The sequence below is a fragment of the Acinetobacter sp. S-1 genome, from assembly GCF_059579785.1.
On the sequence record NZ_CM184207.1, the window covers coordinates 2,290,515 to 2,308,338 of the forward strand.

General features: G+C 40.5%; 16 protein-coding genes. 7 read left to right on the top strand and 9 right to left on the bottom strand.

From position 1 onward, the window contains the following. Nucleotides 1-8: 8 nt before the first annotated feature. Genes AC52J8_RS10960 through AC52J8_RS10985 form a run of 6 tightly spaced genes read right to left on the bottom strand, consistent with a single transcriptional unit; the run spans nucleotide 9 to nucleotide 6,463 of the window. The gene (locus AC52J8_RS10960; RefSeq protein WP_086399308.1) at nucleotides 9-1,226 is read right to left on the bottom strand and encodes an MFS transporter; all 1,218 of its coding nucleotides are present in this window, start codon (nucleotides 1,224-1,226) and stop codon (nucleotides 9-11) included. Between the two features lie 18 nt (nucleotides 1,227-1,244). Then, nucleotides 1,245-2,561, bottom strand: coding sequence for an outer membrane trimeric porin-like protein DcaP (gene dcaP / locus AC52J8_RS10965; protein ID WP_086399307.1), 1,317 nt, complete (start codon nucleotides 2,559-2,561; stop codon nucleotides 1,245-1,247). A gap of 36 nt (nucleotides 2,562-2,597) precedes the next feature. Continuing rightward, nucleotides 2,598-3,251 (bottom strand): 3-oxoacid CoA-transferase subunit B, encoded by a 654-nt coding sequence (locus AC52J8_RS10970; protein ID WP_021510325.1) that lies wholly within the window; start codon nucleotides 3,249-3,251, stop codon nucleotides 2,598-2,600. Continuing rightward, the gene (locus AC52J8_RS10975; RefSeq protein ID WP_000608696.1) at nucleotides 3,251-3,919 is read right to left on the bottom strand and encodes a 3-oxoacid CoA-transferase subunit A; all 669 of its coding nucleotides are present in this window, start codon (nucleotides 3,917-3,919) and stop codon (nucleotides 3,251-3,253) included. The genes AC52J8_RS10970 and AC52J8_RS10975 overlap by 1 nt, the downstream gene beginning before the upstream one ends. A gap of 47 nt (nucleotides 3,920-3,966) precedes the next feature. Continuing rightward, complete coding sequence (locus AC52J8_RS10980) at nucleotides 3,967-5,250, bottom strand: MFS transporter (protein WP_017481548.1); 1,284 nt, start codon at nucleotides 5,248-5,250, stop codon at nucleotides 3,967-3,969. Between the two features lie 58 nt (nucleotides 5,251-5,308). Continuing rightward, the gene (locus AC52J8_RS10985; RefSeq protein ID WP_086399306.1) at nucleotides 5,309-6,463 is read right to left on the bottom strand and encodes an acyl-CoA dehydrogenase family protein; all 1,155 of its coding nucleotides are present in this window, start codon (nucleotides 6,461-6,463) and stop codon (nucleotides 5,309-5,311) included. A 311-nt stretch (nucleotides 6,464-6,774) separates the two neighbouring features. On the opposite strand from AC52J8_RS10985, the gene AC52J8_RS10990 reads away from it, so the two are divergent. The 6 genes from AC52J8_RS10990 to AC52J8_RS11015 all read left to right on the top strand — a co-directional run bounded on the left by AC52J8_RS10990 (nucleotide 6,775) and on the right by AC52J8_RS11015 (nucleotide 13,348). Beyond that, on the top strand, nucleotides 6,775-7,563 hold the full coding sequence (locus AC52J8_RS10990; protein WP_086399305.1) for an enoyl-CoA hydratase: 789 nt from the start codon (nucleotides 6,775-6,777) through the stop codon (nucleotides 7,561-7,563). A gap of 29 nt (nucleotides 7,564-7,592) precedes the next feature. Further along, nucleotides 7,593-8,354 (top strand): SDR family oxidoreductase, encoded by a 762-nt coding sequence (locus AC52J8_RS10995; RefSeq protein ID WP_086399304.1) that lies wholly within the window; start codon nucleotides 7,593-7,595, stop codon nucleotides 8,352-8,354. A 61-nt stretch (nucleotides 8,355-8,415) separates the two neighbouring features. Further along, nucleotides 8,416-9,939 (top strand): 3-hydroxyacyl-CoA dehydrogenase, encoded by a 1,524-nt coding sequence (locus AC52J8_RS11000; protein WP_140157902.1) that lies wholly within the window; start codon nucleotides 8,416-8,418, stop codon nucleotides 9,937-9,939. A gap of 14 nt (nucleotides 9,940-9,953) precedes the next feature. After that, the gene (locus tag AC52J8_RS11005; protein WP_086399303.1) at nucleotides 9,954-11,159 is read left to right on the top strand and encodes a 3-oxoadipyl-CoA thiolase; all 1,206 of its coding nucleotides are present in this window, start codon (nucleotides 9,954-9,956) and stop codon (nucleotides 11,157-11,159) included. A 109-nt stretch (nucleotides 11,160-11,268) separates the two neighbouring features. Continuing rightward, nucleotides 11,269-12,111, top strand: coding sequence for an IclR family transcriptional regulator (locus AC52J8_RS11010; RefSeq protein ID WP_000081480.1), 843 nt, complete (start codon nucleotides 11,269-11,271; stop codon nucleotides 12,109-12,111). A 64-nt stretch (nucleotides 12,112-12,175) separates the two neighbouring features. Beyond that, a complete protein-coding gene (locus AC52J8_RS11015) occupies nucleotides 12,176-13,348 on the top strand; it encodes an MFS transporter (RefSeq protein ID WP_086399302.1) in 1,173 nt (390 codons plus the stop codon). Nucleotides 13,349-13,387: 39 nt separating this feature from the next. Here the strand turns inward: AC52J8_RS11015 and AC52J8_RS11020 are convergent, their stop codons facing one another. Next, a complete protein-coding gene (locus AC52J8_RS11020) occupies nucleotides 13,388-14,359 on the bottom strand; it encodes an NAD(P)H-dependent flavin oxidoreductase (protein ID WP_016803125.1) in 972 nt (323 codons plus the stop codon). Between the two features lie 230 nt (nucleotides 14,360-14,589). Between AC52J8_RS11020 and AC52J8_RS11025 the strand changes: the two genes are divergently transcribed. Beyond that, nucleotides 14,590-15,399 carry an enoyl-CoA hydratase gene (locus AC52J8_RS11025; protein WP_496538917.1) on the top strand — a complete coding sequence of 270 codons (810 nt, stop codon included), beginning with the start codon at nucleotides 14,590-14,592 and terminating at the stop codon, nucleotides 15,397-15,399. 65 nt (nucleotides 15,400-15,464) lie between these two features. Here AC52J8_RS11025 and AC52J8_RS11030 read toward each other — a convergent pair whose 3' ends face one another. Next, nucleotides 15,465-16,310, bottom strand: a complete 846-nt coding sequence (locus AC52J8_RS11030; protein ID WP_025465524.1) for an IclR family transcriptional regulator — start codon at nucleotides 16,308-16,310, stop codon at nucleotides 15,465-15,467. 183 nt (nucleotides 16,311-16,493) lie between these two features. Next, nucleotides 16,494-17,711 (bottom strand): CaiB/BaiF CoA transferase family protein, encoded by a 1,218-nt coding sequence (locus AC52J8_RS11035; RefSeq protein WP_005076625.1) that lies wholly within the window; start codon nucleotides 17,709-17,711, stop codon nucleotides 16,494-16,496. Nucleotides 17,712-17,824 lie beyond the last annotated feature (113 nt).

Sequence of the window (17,824 nt, forward strand, 5' to 3'; positions counted from 1 at the left end):
GCTCCTATTTATGGAGCTTTTTCTTGCTTTGCAATTTTGTTCATTTCATAAAAATCAAAGCGATCAATCACGAAACTTAACATTGCCATCGCTAAACCTAAGGCTGCACATGCTTCCCATCCCCAGTGTTTCCAAGCATACACCGCAATAAAAGAACCTAAGGCGGCTCCGCCAAAATATAAGGTCATATAAATTGAGTTAATACGAGAACGTGCCTCAGCCGAAATTCGGTAGACCAGATTTTGGTTAAGCACATGAAATGCCGATAAACCAAAGTACGCCATGATCACACCAACAGCATAGGCCACCAGAGACTGCTGCGCAAAAAATAGTGGTATCCATGCACTTATTAATAGTCCCATACAAATCACTGCAATTTTATTCTCAAGCCCTGCCGCAATTTTCTTACCTGCCCAAGGGGTCGCAAATACACCTGCCAGTCCAACAATCCCAAATAAACCAATCTGGAAATCATTAAAGTGATAAGGCTCATTCGCCAAAATAAAAGTCATGGTGGTAAAAATCAGAGCCAAAATTCCAAAGCCAATTCCACCAGCAAAACCACGGCGTAATAAATGCGGCTGGTGAACAGCTAATGAAAATAATGAACCATAAATCTGTAGAATATTGAGTTGGTGGGATTTGCGCGCAACTGGTAACTTCACCCACATTACCCATGCAAACACCAAAATGACGATTCCGCTAATTAAATAAACCGCATGCCAAGACCAAACTGTAGAAAGTAAGCCTGCAATAGAACGCGCCAACAATATTCCCAAAAACAAACCACTCATGAGAGTGCCTACAACTTGAGGGCTTTTTTTCGGACTAGCTAGACCTGCGGCGAAAGGAACCAAAACTTGAGTCGCAATCGAAAAGAATGTCGCTAAAAAGGTAAAGCCATATAAAGCTGGCAAGGTTTGACTTAAAGATAGCCCTACTTGGGCAAGGCCTGTACAACACATGAGCAAGCAAATATAACTTCGCTTTTCAAAAAAGTCGCCTAAGGGAACCAATATAAAAAGGCCAACTGCGTAGGACAGTTGGCTAATCACAATAGTTAAAGCGACTTGATCGGCATTAACTTTTAATGCTTCAGCAATCGAATAGATTAAGGGCTGGTTATAATAGTTTGAACCCGCACAAATTCCACATGTCATTGCCATGATAAAAATAAAGCTTTTTGACAGTATATTTTCTGCATTGGGCTCAACTATTTTTTCCATTTTTAACTACGCCCCATTTTAGAATTTATACATCGATACAAAGTTTACACGTGATACATCAGCGGTTCTGCCGTCAAATATTTCTCGTTTGCCTTGGTGATATTCCATCCCAATATCCATTTGCTCAATTGGTGAATAGAAAACGTTAGCTGCGTAGTCCGTTAAGCGTTTGTTGGCATCTGGGTTAAGTTTGGCATAAGCCGTGTCGTCATCATAATCAAACATTGAAGCCGATAAGTTTGCACGCCATTGCTCATTAAATTTATATGAATAACCAATATTGATGCTATTCAACTTATTCATAACCAAATCTGTTTTGTCTTCGTTTAAAGAGAAATCACCCGCGGCATTTAAACTTGCTGAATTTGCCAATCCACTTTGAGTGGTGTACGGCATAAATTTTTGATCACCGACAATATATTGATAATTTGCCTGTACCGATTGTTGTGGCGTGAGTTGATATTTTAAGCCGCCGCCTGCCCCCCAGCTTACTTTCTTAACCGTGGCAGTTGCGACATCTGTAGACTTTTCATTAATAAAGCCTTGCGCAAGTGCTGTTAAAGGACCTTGTTTAAAGGTATAGCGACCCGTTAAAGTTGGAAATGCCGAGACTCTCGAACCTGTATATTCCAAAGCTACTTTTAAATCATTATTGGCATCAATTTTCCAGTCATAACGAATTTGAGGAGTACGCGTATAGGAAGTTCCCACAAATTGGGTGTAATCAACAGCTTCTGTACGAGTTTCCATATTAGACATGAGTGACCATGTTTGGCCAAAGGTCCAGTCTTTATAGGTAAAAAATGCATGACGGATGCGGAATTTACCATCTCCCGTTCCCATGTTAGAGCTATCAAAGAAATCAGCTTCAATATTTCCAGTCACAGCTTTATTTGGGCTATTAAAATAAACACCGAGTCGACTGGCATTAATCATCGCATCAGAGCGTGCATGGTTTGAACGCTTTTCACTTTCAAAAGGTGTTCGATACAGGCTGCTGGTCGTTCTACCCCCCGAATCAGGCGATGATTTAAAATCAACCGCTGCATCAATACGGGCAATACCGTAAACCTTAACATTATCTGTCCAAGTCACCCATGAAGGAGCAACAGGCTTCTCTGTAACCGTTGCTTTAGTTTTTTCAATGTTTTCTTCAATCTTTACCTGTTTGACCTGTAAATTATTTTGAGTTTGTTTCTGAGCAGCAAGTTCTGCTTTTAATTTTTGCAGCTCGGTTTCTAGCAAATTAATTCTTTGTTCCGTGGTATCTGAAGAATTTGCAAAAATAGTCCCTGAAGCCGCAGCGCAAGCTGCAGCTAATATTAATTTTTTCATCTTTTAATCCTTAAAGAAGCGTTTTTCCGTGTGTATTTAGGCTACACGTGCATCGATTAGTTCACAGTCTGTGACTGCCTGTAGCTCATCAAAAGTTAAGCCTTCCACCATTTCTGTGACATAAGCTTTTTGGTCTTTGAGTTCAATAATGCATAAATCGGTATAAATACGATCTACACACTGCTCACCCGTCATTGGATAGCTCAGCTCTTTTACAATTTTGGACTCACCTTTTTTAGTGACATGTTCCATATAGACATAAATCGTTTTTGCGCCGACCGCCAAGTCCATAGCACCGCCGACTGCTGGTACATCATCTGCTTTACCGGTATGCCAGTTTGCCAAGTCTCCATTTACCGCAACTTGGAATGCACCAATCACACAAATGTCCAGATGGCCACCACGCATAATGTCAAACGAGTCGCCATGATGCATAAAGCATCCACCATCTAACAAAGTGACAAGTTCTTTTCCGGCATTAACCAAATCTTGGTCTTCTTCACCAGGTTGTGGTGGTGGACCAAAAGCTAAAACCCCATTTTCCGAATGTAGAAAGATTTCTTTGTCTTTAGGCAAAAATTTAGCAACGTTGGTTGGTAAGCCAATACCTAAATTGACATAAGAACCTTCAGGAATGTCGTTGGCAATGAGTTTGGCAATATCTTCACGAGAACGCTTTTGAACTGACATTAGATATCTCCTACTTTTACAACGTGCTGAACAAAAATTCCCGGTGTAATAATGCACTCTGGGTCAAGCGTTCCTAGCTCTACGGTGTCATTCACTTGAACAATCGTGGTCTTGGCGGCTTTTGCCATAATTGGCCCAAAATTGCGGGCTGCTTTGCGATAAGTTAAATTGCCCCAGCGGTCAGCTTTATCGGCATAAATCAGTGCAAAATCAGCTTCAAGTGGATATTCAAGTACATAGTTTTTACCGTTGATGGTGCGGGTTTCTTTACCCTCGGCAACTTTAGTGCCATAACCAGTCGGCGTAAAAATAGCGCCCAAACCTGCACCAGCAGCCTGAATACGACAAGCCAAATTACCTTGTGGAACCAGTTCTAACTCAATTTTTCCCGCTCTATATAAGTCTTGAAAAACGGTTGATCCAGCAGATTTCGGAAATGAACAAATCATTTTTTTAACACAGCCAGCAATAATGAGCTTGGTTAGGCCACGGTCACCAGAAGCCGCATTGTTATTTACAATGGTAAGTTCTTTTTTTCCTAAATCGATTAAGGCTTCAATTAATTCAGCAGGTTGCCCCGTCACACCAAACCCGCCGGTCATGATGGTTGCCCCATCAGGAATAGCTTTTAAAATCGGTTCAATGTCACTGGTGATTTTATTTATCATCTCACTTGTCCCTTTTCATCCTTAATTTAAGGTGACAGATTGATCTGTCACTCTGCCTTTTGCGGGTTAAATAGTCGGTCTTTAATAAATAACAATGGGATTACACCGCAGATAAAATAAGCCGCAGCCATCACCAAGAGCCCTAAGCCAATAGAACCGTTTTGCGATAGAAAACCAATTGTTAATGGAGAGAAAATAGAAAGTACTTTGCCAATATTATAAGCACCACCCACTGCCGAGCCTCGAATAGAAGTCGGGAAACTTTCTGTCATATAGGTGGCATTAATTGCGTATGGAATACCGTAAAGGAAACCGAAGAACAGCATCATCCACAAAATATTCGTAGGCGTATTTAAATAGACAATGACCGGAATAAATAAAGCTGTGCCAATGGTTCCGAAAGCGAATACAGCGCGGCGCCCTAATTTGTCGGCAACGATCCCTGCAATCACTTTGGCAAACATCATAATCAGGAAAGTACCGACCATATACATGGCCATTTCTTTAAATTTGATGCCTAGATCAGACTCTAAATAAGCCGGTAACCAGTTACTTACACCGTAATAACCGAACTGCAATGCACCAGTACTAATAATCCAAAGCACAAACATGGTGCCATGTTTCTTATCTCTTAAAATCTCAAGATATGGATTTTGACGTTTTTTAGGTTGGTTACTTTGAGCGACTTCTAGCGCTTTTAGTTGACGGGCTTTTTTCCATGACTCAGGTTCAGGTACACAAAAGTGCATCAAAACTGACAACACCACAGGCGCAATTGCAATCCAGTAAAGAAAACGCCAGCCATGTTCAGGAATAATATGTCCAGCTAATAAGGTCGCGAGTAATGAACCTAAGGTGTACCCCGTCATGAGAGTAGCTAAAACAGTCGAGCGATGTTTGGTTGGCACCATTTCAGACATTAAGATATTACAGGCAATATAAAGTGCGCCTAAACCCATCGCTCCAAATGTTCTTAAAACTGCAAATTGCATATAAGAATCAGTAAAACCCAGCGCACTAGTTAAAACTGAAGAATAAGCAATAAAGAACACAATAATGCGAACTCGCCCAAAACGGTCACACGCCCAGCCACCAATCAGACCACCCACTGCCGATCCAAAAAGCGTTAAACTGCCTAACGTTCCGGCTTGTACGCCGGTTAAATGAAATTCTGTTTTAAGACTGGTCAGGCTCAATGCCAAAAAACCTAAGTCTGCCCCATCACACAACAATGTTAAAAAAGCGAATATAAATGCGGTAATCCAAATCTTTTTTGGTGTTTGGATAGCTTCACTGCTAGCCGTATTTTGGGTAACTGTTTCTGTTGTCATGTCCATATCCTCAGAAGGAACATGAGGCATCCAATGCCTCATGGCATTTGATTTTTTATTAGGCTGTAGCTTCCCTAATCATGTTTTTAGCAATAATAATTTGTTGAACTTGCGTGGTTCCTTCATATAAACGGAACAAACGCACATCGCGATAAAAACGCTCGATGGCATATTCACTGATATAACCCGCACCACCGTGAATCTGTACACAGCGGTCAGCAACACGTCCACACATTTCAGTCGCAAACATTTTTGCGCAAGATGCTTCTGTACTAATGTTTTCGCCATTGTCACGGCGGCGAGCTGCATCTAGGACCATACATTTAGCTGCATAAATCTCGGCTTTTGAGTCGGCAAGCATGGCTTGAATAAGCTGGAAGTTTGCAATAGGTTGACCAAACTGTTTACGCTCAATCGCATAGTGCAATGCGTCGTTTAACATACGTTCAGCAACACCCACGCTATAGGCACCAATGTGCAAACGCCCTTTATCAAGAACTTTCATGGCCGTTTTAAAACCAACACCTTCTACGCCACCAATCAATGCAGAAGCAGGCACACGGCAATTTTCAAAAATCACATCACAAGTGTGTGAGCCCTTTTGGCCCATTTTTTGGTCAATTTTGCCTAACGTAATGCCTGATGTATTGGCCTCGACTAAAAAAGCTGAAATGCCACCCGACCCTTTAATTTCAGGATTGGTTCGCGCCATTACGGTAAAAGTTGCAGCATGGGGTGCATTGGTAATAAAACGTTTGGTGCCGTTTAATACATAAAAGTCGCCATCTTTCATTGCACTGGTTTTTAATGAGGCAGCGTCAGAGCCAGATTCAGGCTCGGTTAAACAAAATGAACCAATAATTTCGCCACTTGCATAACGCGGTAAATATTTCTGCTTTTGCTCTTCTGTGCCATCAATCAAAATTGCACTTGAGCCAATCCCGTTATTGGTACCAATTAAAGAACGGAAAGCCGGTGAAGTTTGTCCAAGTTCAAATGCAACTCTGACCTCTTCTTCCATGGTGATGCCTAGGCCACCATATTCTTCGGGAATTGTAAGACCGAACAAACCAAGCTCACGCATTTGCTGCACAATGTCATCCGGAATTTTGTCTTTCTCTACCACTTCGTTTTCACGAGGGATCAATTCATTTTTTACAAAATCTCGAATTGTTGAAAGTAACTGCTCCAACATGCCTTCATCACGGATCATCTGTGATCTCCCTTTTTATGTATTTCCATCGCACCCATCAGCCATCTCCAGCTTGTCTGGATACCATGTTTTAAATCTTGTTTACTGCGGATGTGTTTCATAGTACGAGAACAAAAATACAAATTTCAAGTTTTTTTGAAAATTAATTTCGTTAAACGAAATTTAAAAATACACCATTACGCAATATCAAACACTTAGCTTATTTAATAAATCATAATTGCTCTAATGGACTAAATAAGACTTGAAATAAATTCCAAAATAAGCATCATAAAAGGAATATAGTTTTGATGTGCGAAACAAGGAATTCAAAAATGAGTATATCAATAGGGAATAATTTCGTAGAAGTCGACTTTTCTATTCAAAAAATAGCGATTGTAAAAATAAACCGACTTGAAGCAAAAAATGCACTGAATACAGAGGTTCGCAAACAACTAGCACAAGCTTTTACCGAATTAAGTTTTAATGATGAGATCAATGCGGTTGTGCTCACAGGTGGTGAAGAAGTCTTTGCCGCAGGTGCAGATTTAAAAGAAATGGCAACCGCAACTTCAACAGAAATGTTATTGCGCCATACCGAACGTTATTGGAATGCGATTGCTCAGTGTCCTAAACCAGTCATTGCTGCTGTAAATGGCTATGCGTTAGGTGGTGGCTGTGAACTTGCAATGCATGCTGACATTATTATTGCAGGTAAAGGCGCAACCTTTGGCCAACCAGAAATTAAAGTCGGTTTAATGCCGGGTGCTGGTGGTACACAACGTTTATTCCGTGCTGTGGGTAAATTCCATGCCATGCGCATGATTATGACAGGTGCCATGGTAAAAGCCGAAGAAGCTTATATCATCGGTCTTGTTTCACAAGTCACAGAAGATGACCAAACCATTCCAACTGCGATTCAAATGGCACAAAGCCTCGCAAAAATGCCTCCTATTGCCCTGCAACAAATTAAAGAAGTTGCACTGATGAGCGAAGACGTTCCATTAAATGCAGGCTTAACGCTAGAACGAAAAGCATTCCAGTTACTGTTTTCTACCGAAGATAAAAATGAAGGCGTTCAAGCTTTTATTGAAAAACGTAAACCGTCTTATCAAGGTAAATAACTCAAAACCATAATAACAAAGGAATGAATATGACCAGAAAAGTATTGATTAGTGCAGGTGGTTCAGGGATTGGACGATGCATTGCAGAAGCATTTTTAAACAATCAGGATGAAGTTTTCGTTTGTGATATTAATGCTAAAAGCCTAGAAAAATTTCAACAAGATTATCCAAAACTACATATATATACATGTGATTTGGCTGATCATGAGCAAATTAAACTCATGTTTAGTCATGTAGTTCAGAAACTTGGCGGTATTGATATTTTAGTTAATAACACAGGCATTTCAGGCCCGACCATTGCAGCAGATGAGTTAAGTTTTGAAGATTGGAATACGGTCATTAATTTAAATCTGAATAGCACTTTTTTAATTACCCAGTTAGCCATTCCCTATTTAAAGCAAGCGCAGGCAGGCGTGATTATAAATATGTCGTCTATTGCCGGACGCTTAGGCTATCCGTACCGATTAGCCTATTCCACTTCGAAATGGGGGCTGATCGGTTTTACCAAAACGCTCTCTATGGAACTCGGTGCAGATAATATTCGAGTTAACGCTATTCTTCCGGGCGCAGTCGATGGTAATCGGGTTCAACGCGTATTACAGGCCCGTGCCGATGTAGCGCATACCTCACTTGAAGAAGTGACTCAAAATGCACTGAAAAATCAGTCGCTCAAATATTTTGTCAATCCAAAACATATTGCAGATTTATGCCTATTTTTAGCATCAGATAGTGGCCGCTCAATTTCAGGGCAAATCTTACCAATTGATGGTGATAAACAATGCTTAAGCTAAATCACCCAACCCTATTTTTCCATTTAATTTCAAATATAGATTAATCATCAGGATGATCGACATGACTTATGATATTAAAAGCATGGCTGTGATTGGTGTCGGTATTATGGGCAGTGGTATTGCTCAAATTGCTGCACAGTCAGGTCATACCACTTATTTATATGATGCCAAAGCAGGTGCAGCAGAACAGGCTAAAGAAAAACTGGCTGCTACATTTCAAAAGTTAGTCGACAAAAATAAAATTACATCTGAGCAAGCAGCAGCGGCAAATAACCATTTAATTGTTGCTCATCAAATTGAAGATTTAAAAAATTGCGACCTCATTGTAGAAGCAATTGTTGAACGTCTCGATATTAAACAAAGTTTGATGCAACAGCTTGAAGACATTGTTTCGGATAATACTATTTTAGCCTCAAACACCTCTTCCCTTTCTATTACAGCCATTGCTGCAAACTGTAAAAAGCCTGAGCGTGTTGTGGGCTATCACTTCTTTAACCCAGTTCCACTCATGAAAGTGGTTGAAGTCATTCGTGGTTTAAAAACAGATCCACTTATTATTGAGGCTTTAAACGATTTATCTCGTGCATTTGGTCACCGCCCTGTTGTAGCGAAGGACACCCCTGGATTTATTATTAATCACGCTGGTCGAGCTTATGGCACCGAAGCGCTCAAAATTTTAAATGAAAATGTCTGTGATATTAGTGAAATTGACCGAATTTTACGTGACGGCGTTGGTTTTAGAATGGGTCCTTTTGAATTACTCGATTTAACTGGCCTTGATGTCTCGCATCCTGTGATGGAGTCGATTTATCACCAATACTATGAAGAAGCCCGCTACAAACCAAACCCGCTAACCAAACAGATGCTAGATGCCAAGCAACTTGGACGTAAGGTTAATCAAGGTTTTTATAACTATGAAACTGGTTCAAAAACAGGTGAACAACCTGCAAAGTTTGTAGAGCGGTTAGCACAATATCCAAAAGTTTGGATTGCGGCAGATTTTTTAGACGATAAAAAACAGCTCGAAGATTATTTGACTCAGCAAAATATTGCCTTAGATGCTAGTCCTGAACCACAAACAGATAGCTTATGTTTGCTCGCTTGTTACGGTGAAGACACAACCCAAGCGGCGACCCGCCTAGGGGTTAACCCCGAACAAGCTGTTGCTATAGACATGCTTTATGGCATTGCAAAGCATCGAACCTTGATGCCTTCACTCATTACTAAATCTGAATACCGACAAGCGGCTCACTCTATTTTCAATCTAGATGGAAATCTGGTCAGCATGATTGCTGAAAGTATTGGCTTTGTTGCACAGCGTGTTTTAGCAATGGTCATTAATTTAGGCTGTGATATTGCGCAGCAAAATGTTGCCACTGTAGATGATATTAATGCCGCAGTACGTCTGGGCTTAGGCTATCCATTTGGCCCAATTGAATGGGGCGATCAAGTCGGCAGTGAAAAAGTTTTACTCATTCTGAACCGTATAACAGCACTTACACATGATCCGCGTTACCGCCCTAGCCCGTGGTTACAGCGTCGTGTCGCACTTCGTTTACCTCTTACTTTTACTCACGAGTCTTGAAAAGGAATTTCTCAATGTTAAATGCATATATCTATGATGGTTTACGTAGCCCATTTGGCCGTCATGCAGGTGAACTTGCCTCAATTCGTCCTGATGATTTGGCCGCAACTGTCATTCAAAAACTACTAGAAAAAACTGGTGTTCCGGGTGCTGATATTGAAGATGTGATTTTAGGCGACACCAACCAAGCGGGTGAAGATAGCCGTAATGTGGCACGAAATGCGCTATTACTTGCAGGTTTACCTGTTACTGTACCGGGCCAGACGGTAAACCGCCTATGTGCTAGTGGTTTAGGTGCTGTGATTGACTCAGCACGTGCCATTACTTGTGGTGAAGGCGAACTCTATATCGCAGGTGGTGTAGAAAGTATGTCTCGCGCACCTTTTGTGATGGGTAAAGCCGAAAGTGCTTATAGCCGTGATGCAAAAATTTATGACACCACAATTGGCTCTCGTTTTCCAAATAAAAAAATTATTGCTCAGTACGGCGGTCATTCAATGCCTGAAACAGGCGATAACGTTGCAGCCGACTTTGGTATTAGCCGTGAGCAAGCTGATTTATTTGCAGCTCAATCACAAGCCAAATATCAAAAAGCCAAAGGAGAAGGTTTCTTTGCCGATGAAATTACTCCAATTGAGGTTTTCCAAGGCAAAAAATTACCGCCCAAACTCGTTTCAGAAGATGAACACCCTCGCCCAAGTTCAACTGTTGAAGCACTCACAAAGTTAAAACCACTCTTTGAAGGTGGCGTGGTTACAGCTGGTAATGCTTCAGGTATTAATGACGGTGCAGCAGCCCTGTTAATTGGTTCAGAAGCTGCGGGTCAAAAATATGGCCTAAAACCAATGGCAAAAATTTTATCAGCGGCAGCTGCGGGTATTGAGCCACGTATTATGGGTGCAGGCCCGATCGAAGCCATTAAAAAAGCAGTTACTCGTGCTGGCCTTACTTTAGATGACATGGATATTATTGAAATTAATGAAGCCTTTGCCTCACAGGTTTTATCTTGTTTAAAAGGTTTGAATGTTGATTTTAATGACCCACGTGTGAACCCGAACGGTGGTGCGATTGCAGTTGGTCATCCACTTGGTGCATCTGGCGCTCGTCTTGCGTTAACAGTAGCTCGTGAGCTAATACGCCGTAAGAAAAAATATGCCGTGGTGAGCCTATGTATTGGTGTAGGCCAAGGTCTTGCAATGGTGATTGAAAACGTTTCATAACCATTGAACCAGATATCCATTCATCACAACAGCGCAGTGATGAATGGATTTATTTTGCAGAGCGAAATATAATGGCAAAACTATTGCTTTAATTATATTTGAGGATCGAATGTCTCAAAACACGGAAACTGAAAAACCAATAAATTTTGATGAGATACGTTTAGATCCTATTTCGCATATACATCGGGAAAACAACCCTCAATTTATTGCTTCTTTAGCACGCGGTTTAGAACTTTTAAGATGCTTTTCTGCAAATAATCAGGTGCTTGGCAACCAAGAATTAGCAAAAATGACAGGTTTACCTAAACCGACCATTGCACGTATTACCAATACTCTTGTGTCATTAGGTTATTTAAAACAATTGCCTAACTCGACCAAGTACACATTAGATATTGGTGTCTTATCTTTAGGATACGCAGCATTATCTAACATCTCGATTCGTAATATTGCTCATCAATATATGGAAGAGATGAGCCAGTATGTTCAAGCGCCTGTGGCGATGGCAACGCGTGATCGCTTAAATATGGTGTATATCGATGTTGTGCAAATTGAAACAGCCTTAAATATGCGCCGTCCAATTGGTTCGACTTTGCCAATTCATAGTAGTTCTATGGGCCGAGCATGCTTGGCTGCGACCCCTGAACGTGAGCGCAATTTTCTACTTGATGCGTTGAAACAAAAAAATCCCGAAAACTGGCCAGCCATAAAACGCTCATTAGAACGAGCTTTCCGTGATTATCAAGATTATGGATATTGTTTGTCTTTAGGTGAGTGGCATAAAGAAGTGAACTCGGTGGCTGTACCTTTGGTCAGCTCGAAACACGGTCTTTATGTTTTTAACTGTGGTGCGCCAAGTTTTCATTTAAATCCGGAAAAACTTGAAGGTGAAATTGGACCACGTTTAATCCACATGGTGCACAATATTCAAGATGCTTTGAATGAAACGCACTAACAATCTTGCTTAAAACAGTCATGGTTGTGTTGATTAAAGTTCCACTTTCATTATGACGATAGGCATGATGAAAAACGCACTCTATACCCCAACCATTATTTTAATGGCAATTGCCGCAGGCATTTGTACAGGTGGAAATTATTTTAGTCAGCCACTTATTCACTCAATTAGTGTAAGCCTAAATTTAACTGAAACAACTACAGCGTGGGTGCCAACTCTAGCCCAAATCACCTACGCATGTGGCTTACTCTTTTTAATGCCATTAGGGGACATAATAGAAAAGCGCAAGCTGCTATTTATCTTTATGTTATTAGCTTCAAGTGGATTAATTATTAGCGGTTTTTCGCACAATATTTATCTTTTACTGCTTGGTACTGTCATTACTGGCCTATTTTCTAGTGCAGCCCAACTGTTGTTACCGCTTGCTGCAAGTCTGGTTCCAATTCAACAAAGCGGTCGTGTCGTTGGCTTTCTACTGAGTGGACTGATGATGGGGGTTTTACTCGCCCGCTCTCTTTCAGGGCTGATGTCTACACTTTTTGCATGGAATATTATTTATCTGGTCAGTGGCTTTTTGTTACTTATCATTGCCATTATTTTGCATCGTAATATCGGGTTATTTCCACCAACCAAATCTGAAAACTATGCAAAAACTATTCGCTCTTTACCACAGATTTTTATTCAAAATCGGCGGTTAAGAACCAGAACTTATATTGGTGGTTTTACATTTGCTTGTGTAAGTTTAACCTTTACCACCATGTCGTTGCTTTTGGCTCCAGCACCCTATTTTTTTAGCGACTTTACCATTGGCCTTTTCAGTTTTGTTGGGGTATTAGGGACGTTCGTTGCCAATTTTTCAGGTAAATTTATTGATCAAGGCTACATTCATAAAATTTCAATTTATTGCGGCATTGGCCTTATTTTAAGTTGGATTCTTTTTTCACTTTTACCCTACCATTTCGCTTTTTATATTATTGCCTTACTCATTCTCTACGCTTCTCTTTCTGCTGTGCATGTCACCAACCAAAGTATTGTATTTAAACTTAATCAAGAACTACGCTCACGTTTTAACGCGATTTATATGACGGGTTACTTTGCTGGCGGCGCTTTAGGCACAACGGCAGGAAGTTATGCTTGGAAACACTTCGGATGGACAGGTGTCTGTATTTTGGGTTTAATTTTTGCCGTTTTATGTCTTTATTATTGTGCACATGATGCAAAAAATCAGCACAATTAAAGCTTGTGCTGATCTTATATAAAGTAGGCTAATGGTTCGTTATAAAAGTCCTAATAATCGACCACGAATAATATCTTCTGCATCTTTGACAATTCGGTTAACCAGTTCATCGCATGTCGGAATATCATGGATTAAGCTTGCCACTAACCCACATGACCATGCACCTGCATTTACATCGCCATCAATCATGACTTTTGGATAAACCCCTGCAACTTCTTCAATAATATCTTCAAACTTAATGTTATCGCCGAGTGCTTTTTCTTTTGCCACAATTTTTTCTACGGCCGCATTATTCATGACACGTTCTGTATTACGCAAAGCACGCATAATTAAACGCGTATCTCTTTCGGTTGCATTCAAAATCGCCTGTTTCACATTTGCATGTACGGGAGCTTCCTGAGTCGCAATAAAGCGTGTTCCCATATTAATTCCATCGGCTCCCATTGCTAAAGCAGCAGCAAGCGAACGTCCATCTGCCATACCACCAGAGGCAACAAATGGGATTTCTAATGCATCGGCTGCTAAAGGCAATAAAATCATATTTGGCACGTCATCCTCACCAGGGTGACCTCCGCACTCAAAACCATCTACAGAAACCGCATCACATCCAATTTGTTGCGCTTTTAAGCTATGTCGAACCGAAGTACATTTGTGAATTACTTTAATGCCAGCAGCTTTTAAATACGGCATGACTTGTTCAGGATTACGCCCTGCTGTTTCTACGACCTTGACTCCACCTTTAATAATTGCTTCTACAAAACCCGGATAATCAGGGGTATTCACCGTAGGCAAAAAGGTTAAATTTACCCCAAAAGGCTTATCAGTCATTTCACGGCAACGTGCAATTTCTTTTGCCAGATTTTCAGGTGTACGCTGAGTTAAGCCAGTAATAATACCTAACCCACCCGCGTTAGAAACCGCAGCAGCCAGCTCTGCAAAACCAACATAATGCATACCGCCTTGAATAATTGGATGCTCGATTTCAAATAGTTCTGTAATTTTGGTCTTCATATTATTCCCACTCACTGTTCTATAGCTAGCTTCTCATTTCCTTCGCAGAGCTAGATGCTTATTTACTCATAAATCCTATCAGTATTTAAAGTAGTTTAAGTTAAAAATTTCACAATACAAAATTTTATACCACAATATAAAACAAAATAATTGCTAACGGAATTATTTTTCGATAGCATCATTTCAATCAGTTGAAATTTTAAACGGAAAGTTATTTAAAGGAATGAATGATGCAGCAGAACAACAAAACTCAAAACGAGCTTAAAACAGGCACAATTCATGAGTATTTTGATAAAAATATACTAACGCTCACCATCAGTAATCCCACTAAAAAGAATGCAATTAATTACGAAATGTATGCGGCCCTAAGTCAGGCATTAGATGAGGCTTCAACTAATCAAGACATTCATGTGGTTGTGCTGACTGGTGAAGACTCCGCATTTACCAGCGGCAATGATGTAAACGCATTTGAAAAACGCGATACCACCACTTCAGAACCACCCGCTTCGATTGTTTTCTTAAAAAGCTTAGCAACGTTTCCAAAACCGATTATTGCTAAAGTAAATGGTGTAGCAATTGGTATTGGCAGCACCATGCTTCTACATTGCGACCTTGTGTATGCAAGCCAAAACTCTATTTTCCAATTCCCCTTTGTGAATTTGGGACTTGTACCTGAAGCGGGTTCAAGTTACATCTTGCCAAGACTATTGGGCTTTGCTCGTGCTTCTGAGATTATTTTATTGGGTGAAAAGTTTTCGGCAGACCAAGCAAAGAATTATGGTCTGGTAAATGAAATATTTGAGGCAACTGAGCTGGATCAAGCGGTTGAAGATGTGGCTATTAAACTTGCTCACAAACCAAGCCAAGCCTTACAGCTCAGTAAAAAGTTACTAAGAGATATACCAATTGATGATCTACTCAATCGTATTGATCATGAGTCGACTATTTTCTCACACTGTTTACAGGGTTCCGAGTTTAAAGAAGCATTAAATGCTTTCAAAGAAAAACGAAAACCGAACTTTCACAGCCAAACAACCTAAAACTCGCCCATTAAAAAGCCAGCCTTGAAAAACAAAGCTGGCTCTTATAAATAAATTAAATACGTTTAACTAATCTCAGTACGAATATTATTCACCATGTGTAAAAGACGCGGTGCAATATCTTCTTCGAGTTTTTCACGGTTCATAATGAAACTTGGACCGCCACAGTTAAACACCAGCAAACCATGTTGTTCATGAATAAGTGGGACTGCAACCGAATTTACATCTTTATGCCATTCACCGATTGAAAAACAATATCCGAAATCTTGGTAGTCTTTAAACGCTTTGTCTAGATCACGGTTAATTTTGATCCAGTCTTCTTTGTGTTTGCTACGGATGGCATCAAGTAAAAATTTTCTTTCGTCTTCAGGCATTGCAGCTAAACATGCACGCCCCATAGAACTTAAATGAATCGGTAAATAAGTTCCAACTTGACGGCGCATGGTCATATTGCCTTTACCCTGTACCACATCAAGATAAATCATGTTCAGTCGATCGCGTGTTGCCATCGCTACAGCAGCGCCAGCATAGTCTGCCAAATTTTTCATATATGGATGAGCAATAGAGCGAATCGATACGTTAGACAGCATGGAATAACCAAACGCAAGAACCCCTACTGAAAGCTGGAATTTGCTTGAGTTAGGTACTTGTTTGATATAACCCAAACGCGACAAGGTATGTGTAAGGCGAGTAATGGTTGGTTTTGGTAAACCTGTCATCTGAGCAAGCTCTTGGTTACCCAAATGCTGATGCTTAGGAGTAAAACAACGTAATAGCTCTAAACCACGTGCTAATGCAGTAATAAATTGGCGATCATTTTCATCCTGCATGTCTTCAATCGGATGTAATAATTCATGCCTTAAAGGCGCTAATAATTTTTCTGTCTGTTCTGCATCTACTGCATCGTTCATTGTCATACCAATCCATATTTTGTTTCGCACTGCGAAAATTATAATCTATTTTTTCTATAAATAGCAAAAGAGCAAACATCCGAGTCTGCATCTAAAAGATAACTTCTAACTCATTAAAGCGAAAGATTAAATATTTTATTTTCTGATTTTAAATATAATTTTAACCTTCCGCTTTTAAGCCACCTACCCAATTACACCTTTTTCTTTGAGCTCAGCCAGTTTTTCTGGAGAAACTACTCGACCTAAAACCGCCTGCGTATGTTCACCCAACAGCGGAGGTGCTGTTTTGTATTCAACGGGTGTTCTAGAAAGTTTGATTGGCGAGCCAATTACCTTCAATTTTTTACGTTGAGGATGGTTCATCTCGACTAACATTTCTCGGGCAATGACTTGCGGCTCTTGAAAAGCTTGTTCCAAGTTATTAATCACACCGACGGGAACTTTAGCGGCATAAATTGCACCTACCCATTCATCTGCTGTTTTTGTTAAAAAGTGAGTTTGTAAAATTTCGATAATTTCATCACGATGCTTGATTCGGTCCGCATTTCGAGCAAAACGTGCATCATTTGGTAAATCGGGTAACCCAATACTTCGACAGAGTTGAATAAACTGAGTGTCATTTCCACATGCAATAATAAAATCACGGTCAGAAGCTTTGAACACTTGATAAGGCACAATATTAGCGTGTGCATTGCCATAACGTTTAGGGATTTTTCCTGATGAAAGATAATTCATTCCCTGATTTGCCATTGTGGCAATTTGAACATCAAGCAAAGCCATATCAACGTATTGGCCTAAACCTGTCACATGGCGATTGAGTAAAGCAGCCTGTATGGCAATCGTAGAATAAAGTCCCGTGGCTAAATCAGAAAATGCGACCCCTACTTTTTGTGGACCGCCACCCGGCAAATCATCTCGCTCACCCGTAACTGACATAAGACCGCCCATGCCCTGAATAATAAAGTCATAACCGGGCTCTTCTGCTCTGGGACCATTTTGACCAAAACCTGTTATCGAGCAATACACCAGTTTAGGGTTAATCGCAGATAAAGACTCATAGTCCAAACCGTACTTTTTTAGAGACCCCGCTTTGTAGTTTTCAATCACGACATCGGTGTCTTGAATGAGGGCTTTAATCAATTCTTGACCATCAGGACTCGCAATGTCGATGGCAACCGATAGTTTATTGCGGTTGGTCGACTGATAATAAGCGGCTTCTTGAGTGTCTTGGCCTGAGTCATCTTTCATCCAAGGCGGCCCCCAAGAACGGGTATCATCACCGACTTTCGGTCGTTCAATCTTGATGACTTCTGCGCCTAAATCGGCAAGAATCTGCCCACACCAAGGTCCAGCCAATACCCGACTTAAGTCAAGCACCCGAATTCCATTTAAAGCACCCATCTTCATCCCACTATATTTTGTGACTCATTTCCTATAGGAAAATTTATCCATTTAAAATTTCGCATAGCGATATATATTTTTAATATACACAGCTCTTTTTAAAAATCAAACTT